The sequence below is a fragment of the Micromonospora echinospora genome, assembly GCF_900091495.1.
Lineage (GTDB): Bacteria > Actinomycetota > Actinomycetes > Mycobacteriales > Micromonosporaceae > Micromonospora > Micromonospora echinospora.
The window spans coordinates 3,463,480-3,487,873 of sequence record NZ_LT607413.1; the positions used below are offsets into that span (position 1 = coordinate 3,463,480).

The 24,394-nt window shown below is 71.4% G+C and carries 1 protein-coding gene (cut by both window edges); it reads left to right on the forward strand.

This entire window lies inside a single protein-coding gene on the forward strand: locus GA0070618_RS15935, encoding a toxin glutamine deamidase domain-containing protein. The 44,343-nt coding sequence extends 12,210 nt beyond the window's left edge and 7,739 nt beyond its right edge, so the window shows coding positions 12,211-36,604 (codon 4,071, complete, through codon 12,202, partial); the first complete codon in view begins at position 1. Both codon boundaries (start and stop) fall beyond the window edges.

The following is a 24,394-nucleotide window of genomic DNA, read 5'->3' on the forward strand; positions in this document are numbered from 1 at the left end:
TCCCGCGCCTATGGGCATGAGTTGAAGCATTTCGCTGGGGTGCCGCACGACGGCTCGCCGGGTGATCTGCTCAGGACGTCCAGGACTGTCGGTGACGATCATCTGCACGAGCCGGGGTTCACCGCCTGGGAACTCGACCAGATCCGGGATACGGCCGCTTCGTACGTCGCTCCCACGGACGCGCCCCAACCGGTTCTGGTCCCGCTCGGCGTGCCCCGCGACGGTCGCGACCTGTTGTCCGCGTTCGTCGCCTCCGAACCGGCCCTGGTCCGCACCGCGCTGGACGCGGGGCTGCCGGCGGACCTGCGGGAGTTCCTCTCCGATGCGGCCGGGGTGCGGGCCGCTGTCGCCGAATCGGTGCGTACCGGAGTGCCGCAGGGGTCCGAGCTCGGCCGGGTCACCGAGTTGTTGCGGGACCACGTGTCGGACTATCTGGCGGAGAACGCGGGGCGGTTGCCGGCGGACGTGACCGCGCAGCGGCTCGCCTTCCGGGAGCAACACGAGCGGGATGCGGCGGCGCTCAGCCCCGACCAGGCGCAGCAGCGCGTCGATGAACTCGTGGACGCCGGTCTCCTGGACCCGGACATCGCGCGGGCACGTCTCGACGAGATGCGGGCGAATCCGGCGGACGCCGGCCGTCACCTGCTCGAGGTGTTGACCGACCCCGAGCGCCAGCTCGACTCCGGGGAACTGGCCGCGGTGAAGGCGGCCGTGAACGACTGGGCGAACCTGTCGAACAGCCCGGCCGGCCGGTTCCTGACACCGTTGCTGGCGCACGCGACCGATGCCCGGATGCGGGTCTCCCAGGTCGCCCCGGAAGGGGTGCGGCCGGTGGGCGCGTACGGCCCGACCGGGGGCACCCCGGTCAATCTGGCCCGATCGGCCGCCGACCCGGAGCGACCGGGCGTCCACTTCGATGCGCTCGTGCCGGAAACCCCTGCGACGGTCGAGCTGTCGGCCGTACCCCCGCAGCAGCTCGCGCCGACCCCGCAACCGCCGGCCCCGGCCGCCGACGACGGTCAACAGCAGGTCGTCCCCCTGGCCGCCTCCCCGGACGCGCCGCTGGTCCTGATGGCCGAGGGGCTGCCGGACGACCTGCGGCTCCAGCGCGCGGTGGGCGGTGTGCTGCTGCACGACAGGGATGCCGCACCCGGCCCGATCAGCTCGCGGGTGTTGCCCCCGACCGGCCCCGGCCCGGCCATCCTGCTGCACTCCTCGGTGCTCGACCCGGACCATCTCGGCACCGCGCTGGCCGGGATGCGGACGCAGGACACCACCATGGCCGTCCTGCACTGGCCGCAGGACCAGCCGGTCACCGTGGCCCGGGCGCTGGAGGTCACCGCGCAGGCGCTGGGGCCGCAGTCCTCGGCCATGCTGTCGGTGCCCCGGTCGGCGCTGAGGGACCGGCCGACGCCCAGCCCGCAGATCGTGCCGCTGGACGCCAACGGTGAGGTGACCTTCTTCAGCGGGCGGCCCGAGCGGTACCTCTTCCTGCCCGAGGTCACCGGCGCACCGCGCCGGCCCGCCCCGTACGGCCTGCCCGAGCAGTCGCCCGGCGTGTACGGGCTCGGCGACGGCTGGGTGGTCTGGGACGGCGGTAGCCACCTGTGGATCGGGCCGGCGACCGAGCTGGACGGGGCGCGGCGGTTGCTGCCGGACACCGGTGGCTGGCTGGCCGAGCCGGTGGTCTTCCTGGGCTGGGCAGCGACTGCGCTGCCGGCCGAGGTGGGTCACCGGGTCGGTCGGATCTTCGGGGGCATGCCTGCTGCCGCGCCGACGAACCTGATCACCTCCGGGATGGGGCTGGACCGGCGCACTCTCGTCCCGTCGGAGGTGTCCGGGCTGCCGGCCGGCGTCCAGTTGAGCCACGTTCCGGGTGGGGTGCTCGCCCACACCGGTCCACGGCCGCCGGCCGGTGCCACGACCCTGAACTGGTCCGACCTGACCAGCCCGGACCGGCCCCGGCTGGTGGTGGACGAGTCGGTCGGCGACCCGGTCGCCGTCGTGGAGGCCATCCATCGAGGGCTTCCTTCGGGTGCCGGCCCGCTCCAGGTGTTCGTCGCGCCACCGGCCGCCGGTACTTCGGGCACGCCGTCCGGTGCGGTGGACGCTGCCCGGGTGGCAAAGGTGTTGCGGGAGCGGTTCGGCGGGCGGCTGGAACTGGTGCTGCCGGTCTCGGTGGTGGGCCGGCAGCCGGCCGGTGCCGACGAGCTGATCCCGGTCGACGCCCGGGGGCAGGAGACCTTCCCGGCCGCCGCGCACGCCTGGCGGGTGCCGCTGCGTCCGGCACCGCCCCGGCAGCCGGGGCCGCTGGGCCTGCGACCGGCTGCCACCGACGGGTACGAGGTGTACCGGGGTTGGACGGTCCGGGAACAGACTGGCGTTGTCCTGTTCGCGCAGAACGGCACCAGCCCGCACACGCTCTCCCCCGACGCCCTGGCGGCCCCCGCGAGCGGGGTGGCCGTGGTGGTCCAGTCCCGGGGCGGTCCCATCCCGCGCGAGGTGGCCGACACGGTCGCCCGGCTGCTGTCCGGTGTTCCGGAGGCCGACCGGGACGTCCGGGTCTTCGGCAACGCGACCAGCGCCGGACCGGCCGCACCCGATCCTGACGGGTCGTCCGCGTCGGCTCCGGCGCTGCCGGCCACCCCGGACCGGCGGGCGCTGGCGCTCGGCGATCCCAAGGCCAACCTGCCGGACGTCGACCGTGTCGAGCAGGGGCTGCGCGCGGAGGTGGCCCGCCGGGGCGTCACCGTGCGGGACAACGAGTGGGAACAGTTGCGTGAGCGGCTGCTCAACAACTACCCGCAGTTGGTCTCCGCGGACGGGCTCCTGTTCACGCTGGGCGGCATCGAGGTGCGGGCCCGCCTGCGGCCGGAGGACCCGCAGTTGGTGGCGAACCCGGCCGGCTCGTTCGACACGGAGACGCCCGGTCCGTCGCTGGACGACACCGAGGGCCGGACGAGCGAGGACGGCCGTTTCCACGCCAACCAGTTCACCCAGGGTGTCTTCCAGACCGGTGCGCACAGCCAGTCCGACGGCACCACCACGCGGGCGATGCGGTTGCGGGGTGGCTTCAACGTCGACGTGCCGCTCGGCCCGATGACCCACTGGGGACCCAACTTCAACGCCACCCTCAACAAGGTCGACCAGAAGTCCGCCTACCTGATCGACGCCGAGAAGGGCCGGGTGTTCGACACCCGCGCGGATTCGACGTTCTACTCGTACGAGCCGGGGTGGTTGATCGAGGCACGCGGCGACGGGCAGCCGTGGCAGGCGGTGGAGGTGCCGGAGCCGGCGGACGGGCAGGAGGCCGCCCGGCTGGTGGTGGCGATCCCCGACCACCTGCTGGAGAACGCCGGCGAGCAGGTGGTCGCCGACCTGCCCGAGCACCTGCGGGACAACCTGACGCGGGTGCCGGAGCTCTTCTCCGCCAGCAACATCACCGGTCTCAACGAACTGTACGACCACATCATCGACCGGCTGCGCGCCGACGGCTTCGACATGTCCATCGAAAGCCCGATGCGCAACGAGTTGCAGCGCAAGCTGTGGAACCTGGAGACGCACTTCGACGAGGCGGTGAACAACCGGCGTACGCCGGAGACGGACGGCGACGCCGGCGCGCTGACCCGGGGCTACGCGTTCACGTTGCACGACGACGGGCACGCGGCGGCCAGCATCCGGGTGTACGGCCGTCGTCTCGGCGGTTCGGTGCAGGTGGGCCTCGGCGACGGCTCCACGCGGGTGGGCGCCAGCAGCGACAAGGCCCACATCGAGCAGGTGCGTACCGGCATCGTGGGGCAGGGCGGCGAGTTCACCCTCGGGCAGTCCGCCGGGCTGTCCTTCGGTGGCGCGGTGGATCTGCCGTTGGCCCGGCGTCTCGACGATCCACAGGCGTACAAGGAGAGCACCAAGCTCGGTCTCTCCGCCCGTGCGGGGATGAGCTGGACCAGCAACGACGGTGGTGGCGTCACGGTGGCGTCGCTGAACGTCGTGGTCGGCCGGTACACCGGCCAGACCGTCGGCCACGAGGTGCGTTTCGAGTTCCACGCCGAGGTGATCACCTCCCGCCGGCCGCGCGAGTGGCCGCATCCGACGCCGGTGGTGGACGGGTCGGTGGTGCTCCGGATGTCCGAGCCGGACTCCTTCGACTACGGGTTCAGCGTCGACGCCGACGCCTTCGCCCCCGATCCCGTCCCCGGTCTGGCGGACGGTGACCTGGCGGTGGTGCCCGCAGGCGGACGACCGCGGTCGGTGCCGCACGACCAGTGGCGGCCGAGGTTGCGCAACACCGGCGTGCACCCGGAGGACACCGGCGGCAACCTGCTGCCCCGGCACGTCATCCAGGGGCGGGGTCTGCTGGGTCAGGCCCTGCCGAGGATCGACAAGCCGGCGGTGCGGCGGCTCCGGGCCGGTCTCATGGAGGTGCTGGCCGGTGAGGGGTTCCTTCCGGCGGACGGAGACCGGCCGTGGGCGCACGGGGAGCAGAACCGGCCGGCGACCCCGGATCCCGGTACGCCCCTCGAGGAACGGCCGCTGCTGGGTCGGATGGTCGACGGGGCGCGGGACACCTACGACGAGGTCGTCCACCGCGACACCGACGCCACGATCGACAACCTGGACCTGTTCAACAAGATGGTGAGCGGCGACGGCCTGGAGTCGCACTTCGACTCGCTCGTCCAGGACGGCGCCGCGCTCGTCGACGACCCGGACGCGCCCGCCCCGGAGGCGGGCATGTCCTTCACCCTGAACACTTGGCGCAACGCGGTGAAACTTACCGCCGAGGTGACCGTCTTCGCGATCCCCCGGATCACCGCGGACGTGGACGCGGACGGCAACTCGGTGCACTTCGAACGGCTCAGCGACGAGGTGAGCACGGTCACCCTCGGGATGTCGCTCGGCATCGCCGGCCAGGGCGCGAGCGGCAACCAGGGCTGGTCGGTGGAGGGCGGGGTGAACACCGCGCTGCCGCCGAGCGTCAAGGATGTCCGGTCCGTCGGACTCCTCGGCGGGTCGGTGAGCCGCAACGTCGGCGCCGCCGAGCGGGTGACCCGGGTGGTCAACCGGCCGGAGCTGAAGGAGTACGGCGGCCGGGTGATGTTCGTCAACGCGCCGTACGACCTGGGCTACGTGGTCCGGATCAGCGACCGGGACGCCCCGATCGTCTCGCCGGAGCTGATCCCCGCCAACGTGCACGCCGCGCTGCTGAAGTTCAACTCCGACCCGGCAACCTTCAGCGAGGTGGCCCCCGGCGACGTCGCACCGTCGGCGCTCCACCAGGGCATCGTGTACTTCGTCGACGCGCACGGCCTGCGCGCCGCGGCGCAGAACCAGTTGCCGCGGGACCTGACCCTGGCCGGCCGGCCGATGACCGGGCCGGTGGCCAGCCTGACCAACCACGTCACCTTCCAGGCGCGGTTCAAGGAGGCGATGCTCGGCCAGTACGGCGCGACCACCCTGGTCGAGCCCGGCTTCTGGGCGAACACCAACGCCGCGCTCTCGGTCAAGGTGCCCCGGATCCGGAGGGTGCAGTTCGTCGGCGCCACCCCGGACCAGTACGTCACCGGTCTGATCGAGCTGTACCTGGCCGAGACCGTCAACGTCGCCAACGAGTCGTTCACGAAGGCGTTCAACCTGCCCAACATCGGCCTCAGCCGCAAGTTCGGCCCGGTCAACGTCGGCTTCGGCGAGTCGGCGGGCGTGCGGGTCAGCAAGAGCGAGTCGGCGGAGACCAAGCGCGTCGGCGGCCTGGAAATGCTCAAGCTGGCCTTCGGCCGGGGGTACGCCTATGTGGCGGAATTCGACGCCAACGTCCGCGCCGGCGTCCGTACGCAGGTCGGGTTCGCCGCCAGCCGGGTCAGCGTGCCACCCGGAGCCGACCTGCGGGACCGCACGATGCTGTTCATCCTGCCGGAGGCGGAGGCCCTGGCGCAGTACGCGGCCGGGAAGCTGCCGGTCAGCGATGTGCAGCTGGTCGACGCGATGGGCCGGTGGTCCCGCGGTGAGCTGGTGCTCAGCGGCAACACCGTGGCGGGGTTGCTCAGCCGGTGGCGTGGCGAGCTGGCCGACCGCGTGGCCGGCGGTCTGCCCGACCTCGGCGCGTACCTGATCCAGCACCGGGTCCAGACGTGGGCGCTGACGCTCGCCGACCGGCACGTGGACCTGCCCCAGCGTGGCGCGGTGCTCGCCCCGCGCCGCCGCGAGCGGTTCGCCACCGAATTCGGGATCACCCTGGACCCGAACGCCAACCCGTTCAGCGCGTTGACCATGCCGCCCTACCTGACCCGGACCGGTGACCGGACGCTGGGCCACGCGGGCGTCGACGATCTGGTGCTGTTCACCGGGCCGGCCCCGGCGGACGGCGGGCCGCGCCCCACCACGACCGTGCTGGACGCCGTTCGGGAACTGGTGGACGCCGGCCGGCCCGGGCTGCTCGGGGCCAGCCACGACAACTGGCCGGGGGCGGGGACCAGCTGGGGCGTGCTGATGGTCTCGCCCGACGAGTCGGTGGTCGGCGCGCTGCCCGGCGGCCTCGAAACGCTCCAGTCCACGCTCGCCGGCCAGCGCGCCAACATCGTGTTCGCCGACATGCTGCACCGCTACAACGGCGTGACGTTCTACCTGGTCGACCAGCGCAACCCGGTGGCGGCCCAGATGTTCAAGCTGAAGGTCTCGGGCACCCTGGGCGGCCGACCGCGGTACACCGGCTGGCGGGCCGACTACGGCATCGAGAACTACGAGCACGCCTACGGTGCCACCGCTCGCATCATCGGACAGTCGCTGGGCTGGAACCTGACGCCGGCCCGGTTCGGCTTCTCGGTCGACGGCGTCCCGGTGTCCACCGCCGCGTCGCTGTCGTTCGCGCCTGGGGGAGGGCGCGGCGTCAAGGGCGCCGCGCAGGTCGTCCGGGAACGCACCGTCTACGACTGGACGGGGAACTACGAAGCCGAAGACGACATCGGCCTGACCATGGAGCTCAGCCGGGTGCAGATGCACGGCTGGCAGCCGAGCTACCTGGTGAACCACGTGCTGACGGGTCTGAACAACGCGGCGGACTGGGCGTTGCACCGCGCGCCCGCCGGTTTCGCCAACGCGATCTCCCTCGCGCCGGTGGAGCCGGTGCTGACCCGTCACTACGAGGGGCGGATCGACTTCAAGGTGCCCCGGGGGCTGGCCGAGGCCACCCCCGTCCCCCGGTCGCCGCAGCTGGACCTGCGCGCGCTGCCGTCGCTGCCCGGCGACGCCTACGTCAGCGCCGCCCTGGTCGACGACCTCTACCCGGCCGCCCGGCACCTCATGGGCAAAGTGCTCGGCCCGCAGGCCAACGCCCCGCTGTACCGGGGCAGCGTGGCGCTCGACGGACTGCTGTCCCGGCTCAACGTCGACAACCACCTCTCCGAAGGGCTGGACGACGGCGGATACCTGCTCGGCTCGCACCTGTTCGTCGCCGGCTCGTCCAACAACCGGGTCGCCATGCGGATGTACGTCAAGCTGCACTCGCTGGAGATCATCAGCGAGCTCGCCACCACCGGCACCGGCCGGTACGCCAAGTTCGCGTTCACCACCTCGGCCACCCAGTCGCGCAGCCGGTGGCGGCCCAACGTCGACGTGGGGATGGCCTACGGCGCGCCGATCGGGAAGACGAACATCGGCCCGCAGGAGGACACGACGGCCACCGGCGGGATCTCCACCGGCGCGAACCGGAACGCGCCGGCCAGCCACAGCGCCACCTTCGACGACACCAAGCGGCTCGAGAACCACCTCAAGATGCAGGGGCGGACGTACCTGGTCCGGATCCGCACCCAGGCGCGTTTCGTCGCGGTCCCGCACCAGCACAGCGCGTTCCACCGCGACGCCGGCCTGGCCCCGATGGAGCCGGCGCGGTTCGAGGCCGACGACGCCCCCGGCACCGGTTGGATGAGCGGCGACGGGTTCTACGAGATGTTCGCCGACGAGGTACACGAGCTCCAGCGCGCGCTCTCCGAACGGTACGACTGGAAGGCGAACAACCCGGCCGACTGGCCCGCACCGGCGGCCGACGCCCCCACGATCGGCCTGGAGGGCCTGCTGCAACGCGCGACCCCGGCGGGCATGGCCGCCGCTCCGGTGGCCGGCCGGGTCATCGACGCCGGCACCTTCGACCCCCAACAGGCGCCCCAGCACGTGGCCCTGCTGATCCGTGACCAGATCGGCAACCACTACGACCCGGTCAGCCCGCTCCGGCTGACCGCCAGTGCCGCCGAGCAGACCCGCCTCCGGTACGAGGTGGTGCTGGACTGGGCGGTGGGTCACCTCCAGCGGCTCAACCCCGTGCAGCAGGCCGCCGCCGGCCTCGCCGAGCTGACCGCCTGGAAGAACCGGGTCGGCAAGTTCGCAGTCGGTGCCGTGCTGCCCGCCACCGACGTGCGGCAGTTCGCCGAGCGGATCCCCCAGATCGTCGAGCGGGTGCAGGCGGTGCAGCCGCCCGGCTCCCCGTCGGTCACCCCGCCGGAGGAGGTGGAGCTGCTCGCCCAGGACCCGCGCACCGTGGCCCGGGTGGTGGCGTTCGAGCTGAAGACCCACCTCGACCTGACCGTCACCGACGACCAGGGCACGGCCAGCCGGTACCGGATCGACCCGCAGGGCTGGATCGTCGCACTGCGGGAGGGGCCGGACGGCACGTTCGCCCCGGTCACGGCCCCCGAGGTGATCTTCGACCTGGACCGTGACCTGAAGCTGCGGGCCGACGCGGCCGGGATCCGCCTGCGACGGCAGATGGCCCTCTACCACGAGCTGCTGAGCGGCACCCCGGTGCAGATGGACGCCGCTGCGGAGCTGGGTCCGGAGCTGGAGACGCACATCCGCCAGGCCCGCGCCGACGCCGACGACCGGGCCCGTGAGTGGATCACCGAGGGCCTGCCCGCCAAACCCGCGAACCCCCTTGCCGTCCACACCGCCCGGGACGACACCGACACCGCCGGGACCCGGGCCGGTCAGGCGCGGCGGCTGCTGGCCGCCGTCCTGCCCTCGGGATGGACTACCACCGGGCCGCTGCCCCAGGCGCCGGACATGCTGCGCCCCGGCACCCGCGTGTGGATCACCCGCCCCCAGGGTGCCGCTGCGGCACGTATCGACGTCGACGGCACGTACCGGCTCTACGACCCGTTCGCCCTCGGGACGGCCGAGCGGACCCTCGACGCCCAGCAGTTCCGGGACGTACTCGCCGGGGCGCAGGCCGTCACCCTGGTCGAGCCCGACGTGCTGACGAGCTGGCTGCTCCAGGACGGCAACTGGGCGGCCTCCCGGCAGCTCGCGGAGGACAACCTCGAGGTGCTGCGCGCCGACCCGACCGCGGCGCGGCTGACGCAGGACCAGCAGCAGGCCCGGCCGGCGTCACCCTCGACCGCGCCGGCCCAGCCCGAAACCGTCCAGCCCGACGCGGCCCGGCCCGGGACGACCCCGGCACCCGCCGGCGATCCGGTCCTCGACCGGCACCGTGCCCTGCTCGACGCCATCCGGGCCGGACAACTGACCGCCGCGTACGACTACCTCGCCGCCGCCGACGCGACGGCCCGGCACCGAGCGCTCGCCGACGCGGTGGCCGCAGTGGTACCGGCCGACCCGACGGCTCCGGCCGACCCGGCCGCCCCGGCCGGGCTGCGGGCCCTGGCGGACCTCGTCGACGCCGACCCCCGGGTGACCCGACCCCGGCCGGGGCCGGAGGCCGTCTCCGACGCCGGCATCCTGCGGGCCGTGGCCGACATCCTCGACCCGGCCGTCGGCGCACTGGACACCTTCCGGGCCATCGCCTCCGCCGCGTGGACCATCAACCCTCCGCAGAACTGGCCGGACACTCTGCAAGCCCTGACCGAGCTGCCCACGGCGGCCGGCCGCGACGTGGCGACGCTGCGCGACGCGCTCGACATCATCGAGCGGCAGCGGTTGCACGGCGTCGCCGACCTGCTCGACGGCCTGACCCCGGACGACGCCGGTGCGGTCGCCGCCGCGGTGACCGCGTCCGGGACGACCGCGACCGACCTGGCTGACGCGTGGCGGGACGTCTCCACCGCCGCCGACCTGATCCCGGCGCTGCCCCCACCAGCCGCCACCTGGGCCGGCACGGCGGACACCGTACTGCCGCCGGCCGACGTCGTGCACCATCCGATGCCCCCGGTCACCGCCGCCCTCGACGAGTGGCTCACCATCGGCGACTGGGAGGACTCCCGTACTTTCCTTGACGACCACGGGGCGGAGCTGCTCTCCGACCGGGCGCACAGCGCGCTGCAGATCCGCCGGGCGGGACTGCCCCACAACGTCGACCTCGCCGCCCGGGACGCGCTGCTCACCCTGGCCCGCTACGGTCACCTCGACGACGGATACCGGTACCTGCTCGGCCCCACCCCGCCGGCGTCGGCAGCGGCCGGGACCCCGAACCCGCTGCCGGGAGCGCCGACCGGGCGGCAGGAGTTGCTGACCAGGCTGCTGGCCCGGCCGGACGTGGCCGACCCGGCCGCCGTGTCGGCCCTCGGCTACCTGGCCGCCACCCTCGACGGTCCGGTCAACGCCGTGGACGCGGCGATCCTGCACCTGACCGCCGACGCGCTCGCCGGCCTGAACATCGCCGACGCCGCCGTCACCACGCTGGTGCGGGACGCGCGTCAGACCCTCTCCGCGCCGCAGCGGCAACAGTGGGCCGAGACGATCCGCCACCTCGCTGACAACGCCACCGGCACCCGTGGGCCGGCACTGCGTCACGTCGCCGACCGGCTGTTCACCACGACACCGGATCCCGATCCGGCCCCGGACGCTTCGGACGCTTCGGACGCCGAGGTGGCCCGGGTGCGGCAGGTGACGCGGGAGCGCCTCCAGCAGGCCAGCCAGGAACTCCAGCGCACCGTCGACGACCTCGACCAGGCCCGCCGGGACGAACGCGACGCCCAGGGTGCCCGGGACGCCGCGGAGGCGTCGCTCGACGCCGCCAGGACCGCCGTCACCCGGGCCGAAGGAGAACGGGCCCGGCTCGAGGAGAACATCGACCACCTCAACCGGGCGATGCCGGAACTCGAAGCGGAGGTGACGCGACGGGAGAGGCTGGAGTCAGCGGCCCGGCAGACCGTCGACGACCCCGCCACCAGCCAGGACGAGTCACGGCGGGCCGCCGCCCGGGCAGAGCTTGACCAGGCGCGGCGGGAACTGGACGTGGCCCGGACGGCGCTGGAGAACGCCACCGGAGACCTCCGGGACGCCGGACAGGACCTCGACCGGGTCCGCGCGGAGCTGCCGGACCTGCGCCGGCAGGTCGAGACCGCGAGCGAGGAGCTCCGGGCCCGCGACGTCTCGGCGCAGGCGCACACCAACACCGTACGGATGCTCGACGAGGCCAGGACGGTCCGCGAGGCCGCCCGGGACGCGGCGCAACAGCAGGCGGACGCGATGGCGTTGCCGGTCCCGCCGGTCCCGCGCAGCACCCCGGTCGTGGACGTGGACACGGCGTTGGCCGAGATCGCCCGCGCCGGCCACGGCCGGTCCGTCGTCCCGGAACTGGAGCGCGCGGTACGCGCCGAGCACGGCGGAACGCTCCCGGCGCGCGTGGTGCTGAACACCAACCCGACCCGGCAGGCCGACAACGCCGCGACCGCCCCGGCGGACGAGACCGCCGTACACGAGCTGGACCGGGTGCAACTGGCCCGGGACCTCGCCGCGACCCTGGCGGTCCCGGTCGAACTGCGGGTCGACGGTGGCACCAGCGTCGAGCCGCCGTACCTCGCCTACCCGGGTGGAGAGGTGGTGCGGCTGGACATCACCGGCCGCCCGGAGACCCTCGACGACGCCGTGCGGCGGCTGCCGCAGCGCGTCCAGGACGACCTGGCCGCCCACCGGGGCCGGCCCGACGTGAACTCCCGGCTGGAGATCCTGCACGAGGCGGAGATCGAGTCGCGGCAGGACTTCGCCACGGCGGTGGTCGCCCTGGTGGAGAACCTGAACCGACACCAGGGATACCTGGCCCACCGGTGGATCACCCAGGCCGTCCCGCCGGTCGACGCCGCCGGCCTACGGGCCTTGACTGACGGCCTGGACACCCGGGCCTGGCCGGAGCCCACCAGCACGCCGCCGGCCGGACCGGTGGAGACCGGCCGCCCCGACGCCGTGGCCGCCGCCTGGCTGGCGTACATCCCGCAGCACCGCGCCGAAATGCTCGCCGACATGCTGGACGCCGTCCCCGGGCTCGGGTTCGTCGTGGGCCGGCCGACCCGTGAACTGCCGGCCGACCAACGCCCGGGTGCCCGGGTGCTGGCCGTGGCCGGGTCCACGGCCGCCGCCGGGGTGGTCCTGCCCACCACGCAACTGCACTGGTACGAACCCGCCCGCAACCAGATCCACACCGGCAGCATGCAGATGCTCGGCACCTGGGCCAAACGCCGGGCCGGCGAGGACGCCCGACCGGACGACATCTGGTACATCGTCCTGACACCGAACGGGACCGACCGCCCCCGTGACCCGTCGGCCCTCGCGCACCACGTCGACGTGGCAGCGCGGACCACGTCGACGTCGACCCCGCCGGTCGAGCCGGCCCCTCCGGCGGACGTGGCCGGTGCGGTACGCGGTGACGTGTCGCTGCCGGGGGGTGCGGCGGCGTTCGAGTGGGCTGGTGCGGCTTCGGCCGATGGCGGGGTTGGGTCGTCGTCGGGGTGGGCGGCTGGGGTGGAGCCGTCGGTGGTGCGGGTTGTTGGTGGTTGGCGTGTGTCGTATCGCAGCATGGAGGGTTTGCCTTCGTGGGGCGAGATGACGCGGGTGTATTCGGATCGGTTTACGTGGCGGGGTCCGGAGCCGTTGCGGTTCGTGTCGACGCCGGGGGAGGGGCGTCCGTTCCGGGTGGAGACGGCGGGGGAGGACGCGGGGGTACGGGTCTACGTCGATTATTGGGTGCGTGGTGAGTCGGGGACGGTGGTGTTCCGTCTTCGGTTGGAGCCTGACGCGGACGTGGTTGAGGAATCCATTCTGCGCACGTTGGGTGCTGTCGAGCAGTGGGTGGTGCGGACTAACGAGCGGTTGCGGCCGGAGGGTGGGCCGCCGGCGGTGGCGGTGGTGTTCGATCCGGCCGCGGAGACGGTGGTTCGGCTCAGCCCTTACGGCAGTGGCCTGAAGAACAGTAAGGATGTCTGGGTCAGCGAGGACGGTTCGGCGGGTCGGATCAACCAGCTGCACTGGCTTGCGGGTCTTCCGTCCCGCGCTTACGGGCATGAGTTGAAGCATTTCGCCGGGGTGCCGCACGATGGTTCGCCGGGTGATCTGCTCAGGACGGCCAGGGGTGTGGGTGACGATCATCTGCATGAGCCGGGGTTCACCGAGTGGGAGCTCGACCAGATCCGGGATACGGCTGCTTCGTATGTGGCTCCCACGGTCGCGCCTCGGCCGGCTGGGTCGTCCGGGTCGGGCTCGGTGTCGTCGGAGCCGGTTTCCGGTTCGCTGCCGGGCCGGCCGGCGGCGATGGAATGGCATCCCCCGGACGACTCCGAGGCGGACGGACAGCCGTCCGGCCCAGCGGAAGGTGACCCCTCCGGTCTTGACCCGGAGGTTTTTCCGTTGTGGGACGACCCGCTGGCCGGACTCGATCTGACGACACCGGCGGCCGGCTCGGGATGGTCGCCGTCGGGCGGGCAGAGGCCGGACTGGGAAAGGGAGGTGGCGGACGCCACCGGCTCCTTGAAGCTCGCTGGAGCCGCTGCCGAGGCGGCGTTCGGCAGGTGGGCGCGCGAGGTGTTCGAATTCGATCCCGCAACTCTTGACCCGAGGCCGAACTACGTCTTCAACGAGTCGGTGTTGGACACCTACCGGGAAGAGCTGGAGAAGAAAGGCATCACCACTCCGGCTGGATTGAGCGGATGGCTGGCCCGCCAACTGGCCAAGGAACTCGCCCCGGGGGGATCGCCGAGGCTCAGGGAGATTCTTCCGTATCCGGATCCGGAGAACATGTCCGAGCAGCAACGAGACGCCCTGCACCGGATCTGGATCGACAAGATTGCAAACCCCCGATCCGTGAGTTACGAAATCACCCATGTCGCTCTCCATCTGCTGGCCATGGGATTGGGCCAGCAGATGCGGATCCATCATCCGTTCGGCGACCCGTACGAGGACATTGGCCCGCCGTCCGATGACGGTGCCATCCCACGCCCCGTCGTGTGGTGGAAGGGTGGTTACATCGTCCTCATACCTCGTGACTCGGCCGACATCCTCGCCCGCATCGCCAGCGGCTACCGGCGGAAGTGGCCCGACCGCGTACGGTCGCGATGGGACAGCCTTTTCAGCGGGGCGCTCGGTCTGCTGAAGGACAGGATCGACACGGCGGAAGAGAATTCTCCCGGGCCTCACCGGTCCGTCCTGCGACACAAACTCGACCGCGACCTCGCGGCCATCGGTAAGCGCCCCTTCTCTCCTCGCCGCCAAGCCGAAGAACTTGACGCATACCACCGGTACCTCACCGGCCTCAGCGGCGACGGCGCCTGGACAGGTGACTACCGATGGGAACTCAAAGACCCGTTCACCCTCCGTATCGCTGCCCACGTCAAGGCCAACAGTGGCGCGTACGCGGAATTGCGCTTCCGGCTGGGCGGCAAGGACGTGCAACTCACTCGTGTCGACCACGTGGTCCTACCGGGCGATAGGGTCGCTGTCGACTTCGGGTCGGTCAACGGGGAGGGTGTCGGCATTGTCAAGATCCCGTACCTGGCCGACGGCGCCGAGAAGTTTGCCTACCGCGAGATCGAGCGCAGATTTTCTGACAGCGAGCTGGCTGAACTGAGAGGCAGCGCACCCGGCCATGTGTGGCAACTCGACGAGCCGTCGGTCAGCTCCCTCTTTCACATCACGGCGGGCTTGGACCCCAAGAAGGGTCTATTGACCCGCTCCTTCGGCAAGGGCTCGGAGGGCAACAAACTCCAGAGAGTCCGGATCCCGGTCGTCAAAGTGGCCGACGGAAGTTCATTTGTCATACCGGGGAACATGAAGGAGGCCATTCTTCGGCTCGGGTACGGCCCGGATGGTCGACCCATCGCGGTCGTGGTGATGCCGGCTGAGAAGAGCGGGGTTGAGCGGGACCTTTATCTGCAACTGGTCAATCCTGCCCCCACCGTCGCCGACATCGAGTTGCTGCGCAAAACGGCGCTGTGGGAAAGAGACGTGCATTGGTGGAGCACTTCCCGGGTTGAATCTTTCGATGACACAATTGGCTCGAATGGTCGATTGCCTAGTCCTCTGAGTTTCACTCTCGGTGGCATAGGGGCCAAGACGCTAGATGGGCGGGAGGTGAATCTCGCCCCTGGGACGCCGGTCACTTTGCAGGTGGGGAAGCGGCTCCGGCCGGTCGGGAATGATGACGCCGTCAACGAGGTTGTCGTCGTGGTCAAGGTGCCCCTGGTCCCAGAACCGAACGCGCCGGCGTCCGAACCCGAATACGCCTTCCGGGTCTTCGTCAGGGATGAAGCGGATTACGCCGCTCTCATAAGGCAGCTCAGAAACCGGCGGACGTTGCTCGACCAGCGCCGAGAGCGAGCTGAGTCGGGAGGTCGGCGGGCCCCGAAGCGTCCGCGCATCCAGGATGGATCGTCGCAGCCCGGCCCGGCGACCGCGCCACACCAGCCGCCACCCCCACCCGATATGGCTGGTGAGGCGGGACGTGGGGATGTGTTGCTTCCGAGTCAGTTGTCGCCGGCTGAGGTGTCGGTCTGGTTCCCGTGGCTGGGCAGCGTGAACCCGGGCCGTGCTGACGATCCGGACAGTCCGAACTCGCGGAGGCGGGATTCCGCGACGAACTGTGTGTTGGCGGCGGTCGGTACGGACATGTCGTTGGCGGATGGGGTGGGGTGGCAGGTGCCGCCGGAGGTGCCGTCGCCGGTGGGGTGGTTGCAGCGGTTTGCGGGTCGGCCGTTGGTGGAGGTGGCCGATTACGAGGCGGTGGTGGAGGTGATGGCTGGGGCGGAGCCGGGTGCCCGGGGTGTGTTGGTGACGACGGGTGTGGGTGACGAGGTTTCCCATGCGGTGAACGTGGTGCGTACCTATGACGGGAGGGTGGTGTTCCTCGACGGTCAGCTTGGTGGGCTGGCGCGGGGGCCGGTGGAGCCTGGCCGGTTGCGGTTCGTGGCGACCACCGACGGTGTGGGTATCCCGCGCCCGCCGGCGGGGGTGGCAGACGCCGCGACCGTGACCGTTGCGGAGCATGCGGACCTGGCCGGGATGGACGGGAATGCCCGACCCCCGTCGGAGGCCGTTTCGGTTCCTGTGCCGCTGCCGTCCCTGCCGGCCGGGCTGCTGCGGTCGGACATGTGGGATCGGTTGTTCACGCAGTTCCTCGACAGGACGGGGGATGGGGTCGCGGCGTCGCTGGATGAGCGGACGCCGGACGCCGTCCGCCACCACCTGCGCGACTCGTTCGACAACTTCGTCGACAGAACCAACGTTCTCGACCAGGGAAGGGCTGGCCTGTCCTCGGACGACAGGGCGTTGTTGCGGCAGGCACTGGATGCGCGGGGGACGTCGGTTCCCCGCCTCACGGGGGCGCTACCGCACCTGCTGTCCGAGGCGTTCTCCGTCAACGTCACCGTGGCTCCGGCCGGGTCCGGACCTCACGAGAACGACGATGTCGCACCCTGGCATGACCGGACCGTCGCACTGGACCTTCCCGTCGCCCGCCTGTCCGCCGTGCCGGATAGGCGGGGCCCGCTGATCGGCCACTTCGGCGAGGTGTTGGCGGTGACGTCGTGGCCGGCGGTGGCGGGCTGGCGGTTGGCCTCCGCCGACGTGGCCGGGACGGTGCGGGTCTGGGACATGGACAACGGTGTGCTGCTCCGGGAGTTGGAGGGCCACTACTCCGGGGTGTTGACGTCGTGGCCGGCGGTGGTGGGCCCGCGGTTGGCCTCCGCCGACGTGGCCGGGGCGGTGCGGGTCTGGGACGTGGACAACGGTGTGGTGCTCCGGGAGTTGGGGGGTCACACCGGCGCGGTGGTGGCGTTGACGGGGTGGCCGGCGGTGGCGGGCTGGTGGTTGGCCTCCGCCGACGTGGCCGGGGCGGTGCGGGTCTGGGACGTGGACAACGGTGTGGTGCTCCGGGAGTTGGGGGGTCACACCGGCGCGGTGGTGGCGTTGACGGGGTGGCCGGCGGTGGCGGGCCCGCGGTTGGCCTCCGCCGACGCGGCCGGGACGGTGCGGGTCTGGGACGCGGACAACGGTGTGGTGCTCCGGGAGTTGGGGGGTCACACCGGCGCGGTGGTGGCGTTGACGGGGTGGCCGGCGGTGGCGGGCCCGCGGTTGGCCTCCGCCGACGCGGCCGGGACGGTGCGGGTCTGGGACGCGGACAACGGTGTGCTGCTCCAGACGTTCGAGGGCAACGACGGCTTGGTGCGGGTGTTGACGTCGTGGCAGGACGAGTCGGGCTGGCGGCGGTTGGCTGCTGGCGACGTGGCCGGGAGAGTGCGGATCTGGGACGTGGACCGCGGGGTGGTGCTCCAGACGTTGGAGGGCCACGACGGCGTGGAGGCGTTGACGTTGTTGCCGGAGGGGCCGGGCCGGTGGCTGTTGGCTGTCGGCCAGAGGCGGGCGGTGCGGTTGTGGTCCCTGTCGGACGGAGTTGCCTGGCCGGTGGGGTTGCCGCTGGTGTCGGGGGAACGGTTCCGGACAGAGTCGGGTCATGGGTCGGTGGTGGTGTATCCGGAGGGCGTGAGCGCCGGAATCGATGTGGAGCGTCTCGCTGCGGTGGCGCGGGAGCAGGCGGTGACGGATGCCGAGGCGTGGGCGGCGAGGACGGGGCAGGATCGGCCTGCGGGTGATGCGGTCTGGCGGGTGGTGCTGGCGTTCGAGGACCGTGGGCATGAGGACGTGCTTGCCCTGACCAAGCGGTTGATTGACGGTGAGTTGGGCGTGGAGGTGCCGGAGGCGGCGGTGATCGAGCTGTCGCCGTACAGTGCTGACCCGTCCGGTGTGCCTGGGGTGCAGCCACGGACGTTGGTCGAGGTCGCGGCGTTGCGGGCAGCGCGTGCCGAGTCGGGGGCGGTGGCAATCCTCGGGCGGCATGTGGCGGAGGCGGACCCGGGGGTGGTCCCGCCCGGTCTGGTCGCTGTCGATTTCTCGGGTCGGGAGACGTTCCCGGCGTTGTTGCGGGAGGTCCAGGCGCGTCCGATCAACGAGGACGTTGACCTTGATTATCGGGGCCGGCGGAGGCTGGCTGGATTGCCCGTTCACCATGGGCCGTACCTCCTGCCTTTCGACCTGCATTGGGCGCGGTTGAGGCAGCGGGCGTTCTCGCATTTCCGGGATTGGGTGTTCCTCCCGGATGTGCCGTCGGAGCGTGGTTTGCGGGTGACGCAGCTGCGGCAGGCGGAGTTGCTCGCGGGGGAGATCGCGGCGGCGAGTGTGGGAGAGCGCCTGGCGGGGGTGCCGGATGTGGGGCCGGCGGGGTGGGTGCCGGCTGGCGCGCGGGTGTTGGTGGTGGGTGTGCCGGGGCCGTATCCGGGCGATCCCAAGGCGGTCGTGCCGTCTTTGTTCGACTTCCTTAATGGCGCGTTGCCGCCAGCGGCGTCGGGGTTGCGGGAGCCGGTGTACGTGGTGGTGCACGGGTTCGGTGGGTGGACGTCGACGGTGGTGTTGACGCATGCGGCCGAGGACGACCTGTGGCCGGTGCGGATGGATGAGTTGGCCACCGGCGGGCCGGCGGGTGGGGGCCTTCGGGCGGCGCGGGATCTGGTCGAGGCGGAGGGGTGGACCCGCGTGTTGGCCGAGGTGGAGGGGATCCCGGAGACGGTTGGGGCGGCGGCTCTGGGGCGGGTCGGTTGGGCCGGGGAGCTGAGGGCGGCGCTTCCCGAGGTGGCGGGTGATCCGGCGGCTGTGGACGGGCAGCGTCGGATGGGTGAGCGAATTGACCAGTTGGTGGCGTTGGGTGAGCGGCTGGTCGGGCTCACGCGCGGGTGGACGGGTGAGGGCGCGCTCCCGGTGGGGACGGATCGGCCTGATCTGCGGCTGGAGAGGTGGGCCGGCGACGAGCGGAACCGGCGGCTGGCGGCGGCGTTGGTGGCGACTGACGACGTGGTGGCCGAGGAGGTGGTGGAACGGGTCGAGGAGGAGATCGACCGGGTGTGGGAGACGGTGGTGGCTCCGGTGTCGGCGGTCCGGGCGGACGGGGGGGTGCCGGACGCCGCCTCGGAGGTGTTGCGGGCGATGTACCTGGGTGCCTGGGTCTTCTATACGGCACCGGGCCGGCCGGTGGTGATCGAAAGACCTGAAAACCCCCGCGAGAACCTGCCGGAGGGGGTCCAGAGCGAAAACGGTCGGCGGATTGTCGATCTGTCCGCTGTGCGGGATCTGGGGGTGGCGGACTTCGACCGGTTCCTGTCGGAGCATGGCCAGGACGTGGCGTCGTTGTGGTCGACGGAGGGTGCGGTAGCGCAGGTTTCCGAGCTACGGGCGGCCCTTGGGGTGTCGCAGCCGCTGCCCTACCTGCGTGTGGTGGGGCGCGTGCCGGAGGTGCCCGAGCAGTGGCGGGCGGAGCTGTTCTCCGCGGTCAGTGCGTTCGGCCTGGCGCGGCAGTGGTTGGAGGAGCAGGTCTCGTCGTTGCCGGTGGGGTCGGTAGCGCTGCCGGGGCAGGCCGGGGACGGTGCGACCGGGTCGGGTGACCAGACGGTGCCCGTTTCCGACGACGGGGTCGCCACTGCGCGTGCGGATTTGATCGGGCGGTGGCGAGATCTTGCCGACGGCCACGCGAGGCGGATGGACGCCGCTGACCGGGAGTTGCGGCGGATGACCGCCCCCGGTCAGGACGACAGCCCGGCGCGGTCCGCCCTGGCGGGGCTGTCCGACCGGTACCTCCATGCGATGCAGGGTCTCAGCCGTGCGCGGATGCACCGCACCGTGGACGCCTACGTGGAATCGTTGCCCGCGACCGAGCTCGGGGGGCTGGGGGACCGGGTCGGTCAGGTCGAGACAGCGGCCGCAGAGCTGGACCAGCACCTCGGACAGGCGCCTGACACATCGTCGGTGGACGTCATCGACGGTGTGGAGCTCCGGACGTTGGAGGGTCACACCGGCGCGGTGTGGGCGGTGACGTCGTGGCAGGGGGAGCCGGGCCCACAGGTCGCCTCCGCCAGCGACGACGGAACGGTACGGATCTGGGACGCGGTCACCGGTGCGCCGCTCCGGACGTTGCGGGGCCACACCGACGGGGTGGTGGCGGTGGAGTCGTGGCAGGCGGGGCCGGACCGGCGGGTGGCCACCGCCGACATGCAAGGGGCGGTGTTCGTCTGGGACGCGGTCACCGGTGCGCGGCTCCTGACGTTGCGGGGCCACGTCGGCCCGGTGTGGGCGGTGACGTCGTGGCCGGGGGAGCCGGGCCCACAGGTGGCCTCCGCCAGCGACGACGGGACGGTGTTCGTCTGGGACGCGGTCACCGGTGCGCGGCTCCTGACGTTGGGGGGCCACACCGGCGGTGTCGGGGCGGTGGCGTCGTGGCAGGCGGGGGCGGACCGGCGGTTGGCCTCCGCCGACTGGGCGGACGGGACGGTGTTCGTCTGGGACGTGGCCAGCGGTGCGCGGCTCCTGACGTTGCGGGGCCACACCGGCGGTGTGGTGGCACTGGCGTCGTGGCAGGCGGGGTCGGAGCAGCGGTTGGCTTCCGCCAGTTGGGACGGGACGGTGCGGGTCTGGGACGCGGTCACCGGTGCGCCGCTCCTGACGTTGCGGGGCCACACCGGCGCTGTGGTGGCACTGGCGTCGTGGCAGGCGGGGTCGGAGCGGCGGTTGGCCTCTGCCAGTCAGGACGGGACGGTGCGGGTCTGGAACGCGGTCACCGGTGCGCCCCCCCTGACGTTGGAAGGCCACACCGGCGGGGCGACGGTGGTGACGTCGTGGCAGGCGGGGTCGGAGCGGCGGTTGACCACCGCCGATGCGCACGGGACGGTGCGGGTCTGGAACGCGGACAGCGGTGCGCTGCTCTGGACGTTGGAGGGCCACACCGGCGGGGCGGTGGCGGTGACGTCGTTGCAGGGCGAGTCGGGCCGACAGGTGGTGGTCTCCGCCGGTGACGACCACACGGTGCGGTTGTGGTCGCTGACCGATGATGCTGGTGGGCCGGCGGGGTTGCCCGGCGTGCCGGATGGGCCGGTTGATGGGGGGAACGACTCCGACGCGGACGGGTCGGACTCCTCGGCGGATGTGGCTGGTGGGTCGGTACGCGATGACGTGTTGCTTCCGAGTCAGTTGTCGCCGGCTGAGGTGTCGGTCTGGTTCCCGTGGCTGGGTGGGGTGAATCCGTTCCGGGGTCGGGGGGAGCAGTTCGCGACGAACTGTGTGTTGGCGGCGGTCGGTACGGACATGTCGTTGGCGGATGGGGTGGGTTGGCAGGTGCCGCCGGAGGTGCCGTCGCCGGTGGGGTGGTTGCAGCGGTTTGCGGGTCGGCCGTTGGTGGAGGTGGCCGATTACGAGGCGGTGGTGGAGGTGATGGCTGGGGCGGAGCCGGGTGCCCGGGGTGTGTTGGTGACGACGGGTGTGGGTGACGAGGTTTCCCATGCGGTGAACGTGGTGCGTACCTATGACGGGAGGGTGGTGTTCCTCGACGGTCAGCTTGGTGGGCTGGCGCGGGGGCCGGTGGAGCCTGGCCGGTTGCGGTTCGTGGCGACCACCGATGGTGTGGGTATTCCGCGCCCGCCGGCGGGGGTGGCAGACGCCGCGACCGTGACCGTCCCGGAAACAGCAGATCTGGCCGGGATGGACGAAGCTGCCCATGCGTCGCCGCATTCCCCCGGTCAGATCCCCTCGCCGGAGAGTTCCTCGTCCGAGGACCTCCCCGCGCAGGGCTCGACGATCGACTTCCGGAAGGCCAAGGAAGACTGGCACAAGATCGAGTACCGCATGTCCCGCTACGACAAGCTGTGGAACAACGGTGAACTGAGAGCCGCCTACGAGGACTTCAAGAAGCAGATGAAGCTCGAGCTCCGGCTGAAGGCTGAGGGCCGGACCAACGACGAGATCGATGCCGAGGTCGTCAAGCGGTTCGGCTCTGACCGGGTCGCCCCGTTCGCGCAGTTGATGGCGGACAATTACGCGTTCTCGGTCCCGGCCAAGTGGTGGTTCAACCACCAGCACGACAGCGACTTCGACGACCAGTTCCGGGAAGCCGCCCAGCAGTTCCGGTCGAAGCTCGCCCTCTGGGGCAAGATCGGCCCCGCCGTCGCCGAACGGATCACCGAGCAGAGCGGCAACCGGATGCTCGAGGCGACGCCCGGTGGGCAGATCTTCGACAACATCATGCTCGGCACCGGCAGCTTCTTTAACTACCCGCCCGGCTTCAACCGGATGTGGGAACAGTTCTCCCACCAGCTCGTGGCAGTCACCGACGGGATGATCGACGCCCACGTCTACCGGGGGGTGATGGTACCGAGCGTCCTGCACAACACCGAGGCGAAGATCCTCTTCGAGAAGGTCGACCGGCGCGAGATCGAGGGCCTTCGGGTCGTCGCCTGGGAGTTCGTCGCCGACAACAAGATCGAGAAGGCGGGTGAGTACGTCGTCCGTTCCCAGGGGTCCTACGACGAGCGGGTTCCGAAGCTCGAGAAGGGCAAGACCTCGAAGACGTTCGACGAGCGTCAGCAACAGCTCTACGAACAGCTCACCTACCGCCGGGAGGAGTACAACCGGATCGGTCTGCAGGACTCGCTTCCCGAGCTCCCGCCGATCGAACGGAAGGACAGCAAATACATCTTCGTGGTCTCGGACGCGAACCAACCCGGGGTCGACGAGAGCCCGGAGAGCCTCACCAGAAAATGGTCGATGGCGCTGGAGAGCCAGACCGCCGGCAACCCGTTGGCCCAACTGGATCAGATGCTGGCCGTACTCGAGTACGCGCAGAACAACCAGGAGACCTCGGATGATGAATCTTCATTCGTCGATCTCTTCACCAGCCTCTCGCGGGTGAACACAGGCACGGCTGGCAGCCTGTCCGGCTCGATCGTCAGCATTCTCGTGCCCCCGACCCGGCGCAACACCGCGCTGGACCCGACCGACGCCGAGCCCGGCCCGTTTCCGGAGGACCCGGATCCGAGCCCGTTCGGATCCGACTACTCGCCCAGGCTGGATGCCGTACCGGAGGAATGGCCCCCGCCGGCCGACCCCGTCAGTCCGGTCGACGCCGAGGGTCGGGCCGCCACGATCGGAGGTGGCGGCGCCACGCCATCCGCGACGGCGGACGCGACGCCGACCGGAAGCACGCCGAAGGTCGAACGGCCGCGGCTGACGAGAACACCCTTGCCGCACCCCCGGCCGAGGCCCAGAACGACGAGCGCGTACCAGCTCGAGGCATCCTCCGGTGGCCCGAGCACGGGTCAGGTCAGGGCTCCGTTGCGGTCGTACCAGCGGCTGAGCGTCGTCAGCACGAGCCCGGACAGCCGGCCCACCGAGGCGGACTTTCCCGCGCACGTTCCGGCACAACAGGTGGTCACCCACCGGCATCCACCGCTGCGGCTGTCCGACGACGGGACGCTCGCCATCAACGGCATCGCCTCGGTCAGGGGCGCCCGCCCGGTTACCGAGGCGACGGAGTTCTACGCGACCGATGAGGTCATCGACGCGGCACGGCGCGGGCTGGCGAGGGCCGGGGCCAACGTCAGGCTGACGGTGGACAGTGCCGTCACCGTCACTGTCGACCACGGTGGCCGACAGGTGACGCTCCGCAAGGTGAGCGCGGACTTCGACAACCCCCCGCCGGACGTCTGCGTCGAGTTCGCGGGCGTTGTCCTCGGTGGCGTACCCGACGGGGTGGTGTTCCGAGCCGAGGGACAGACCCTCCTGGCGGCGACCGACGCCGGCAACGGGCGGGAGTTGCTGGGTGTGCATCATCTCGCCGAGGGTGTGGCTGCCGTCGCTGCCGGCGCCCTCCCCCTCGCCGCCGTCGACCCGGGATGGGCGACGGCCAGGATCGAGGCCGACCCGCGGTTGACCGGCGGCGTCACACAACCCCCACTTCCTGGTGCCGCGTACGGTGCGGCGCTCCGGAACGATTGGGGGAGCCGCGCCGAGCACGCCAGACTCAGCCAGGTCGCGAGGCGGATCGGCATCAACGAACATGCCTGGCCCAGGGTCGGCGAGGCCTACGCCACCAGCACCATCATGTCTCAGGGTGCCGACGGCGAAGCCTCGATGACGACGGACTTCGCCCGTGGCGGTACGGTCGCCAACGCCTACGGCTACCACTTCGCTGCGGTCGTCGCACAGAGCGCCGACGGAAAGACCCAGATCACCTTGGAGAACTACGCCCGTGTCGGTGGGCGCAGACGTGCCGTCGACGAGGCGATCGAACGAACACTGGCCTCGTATCGCGGTCGGTTCGACACCGTCAAGGCGACGCTCGAGCAGGCGGTGGCGGATGGTGGCGGCGACCCCCAGG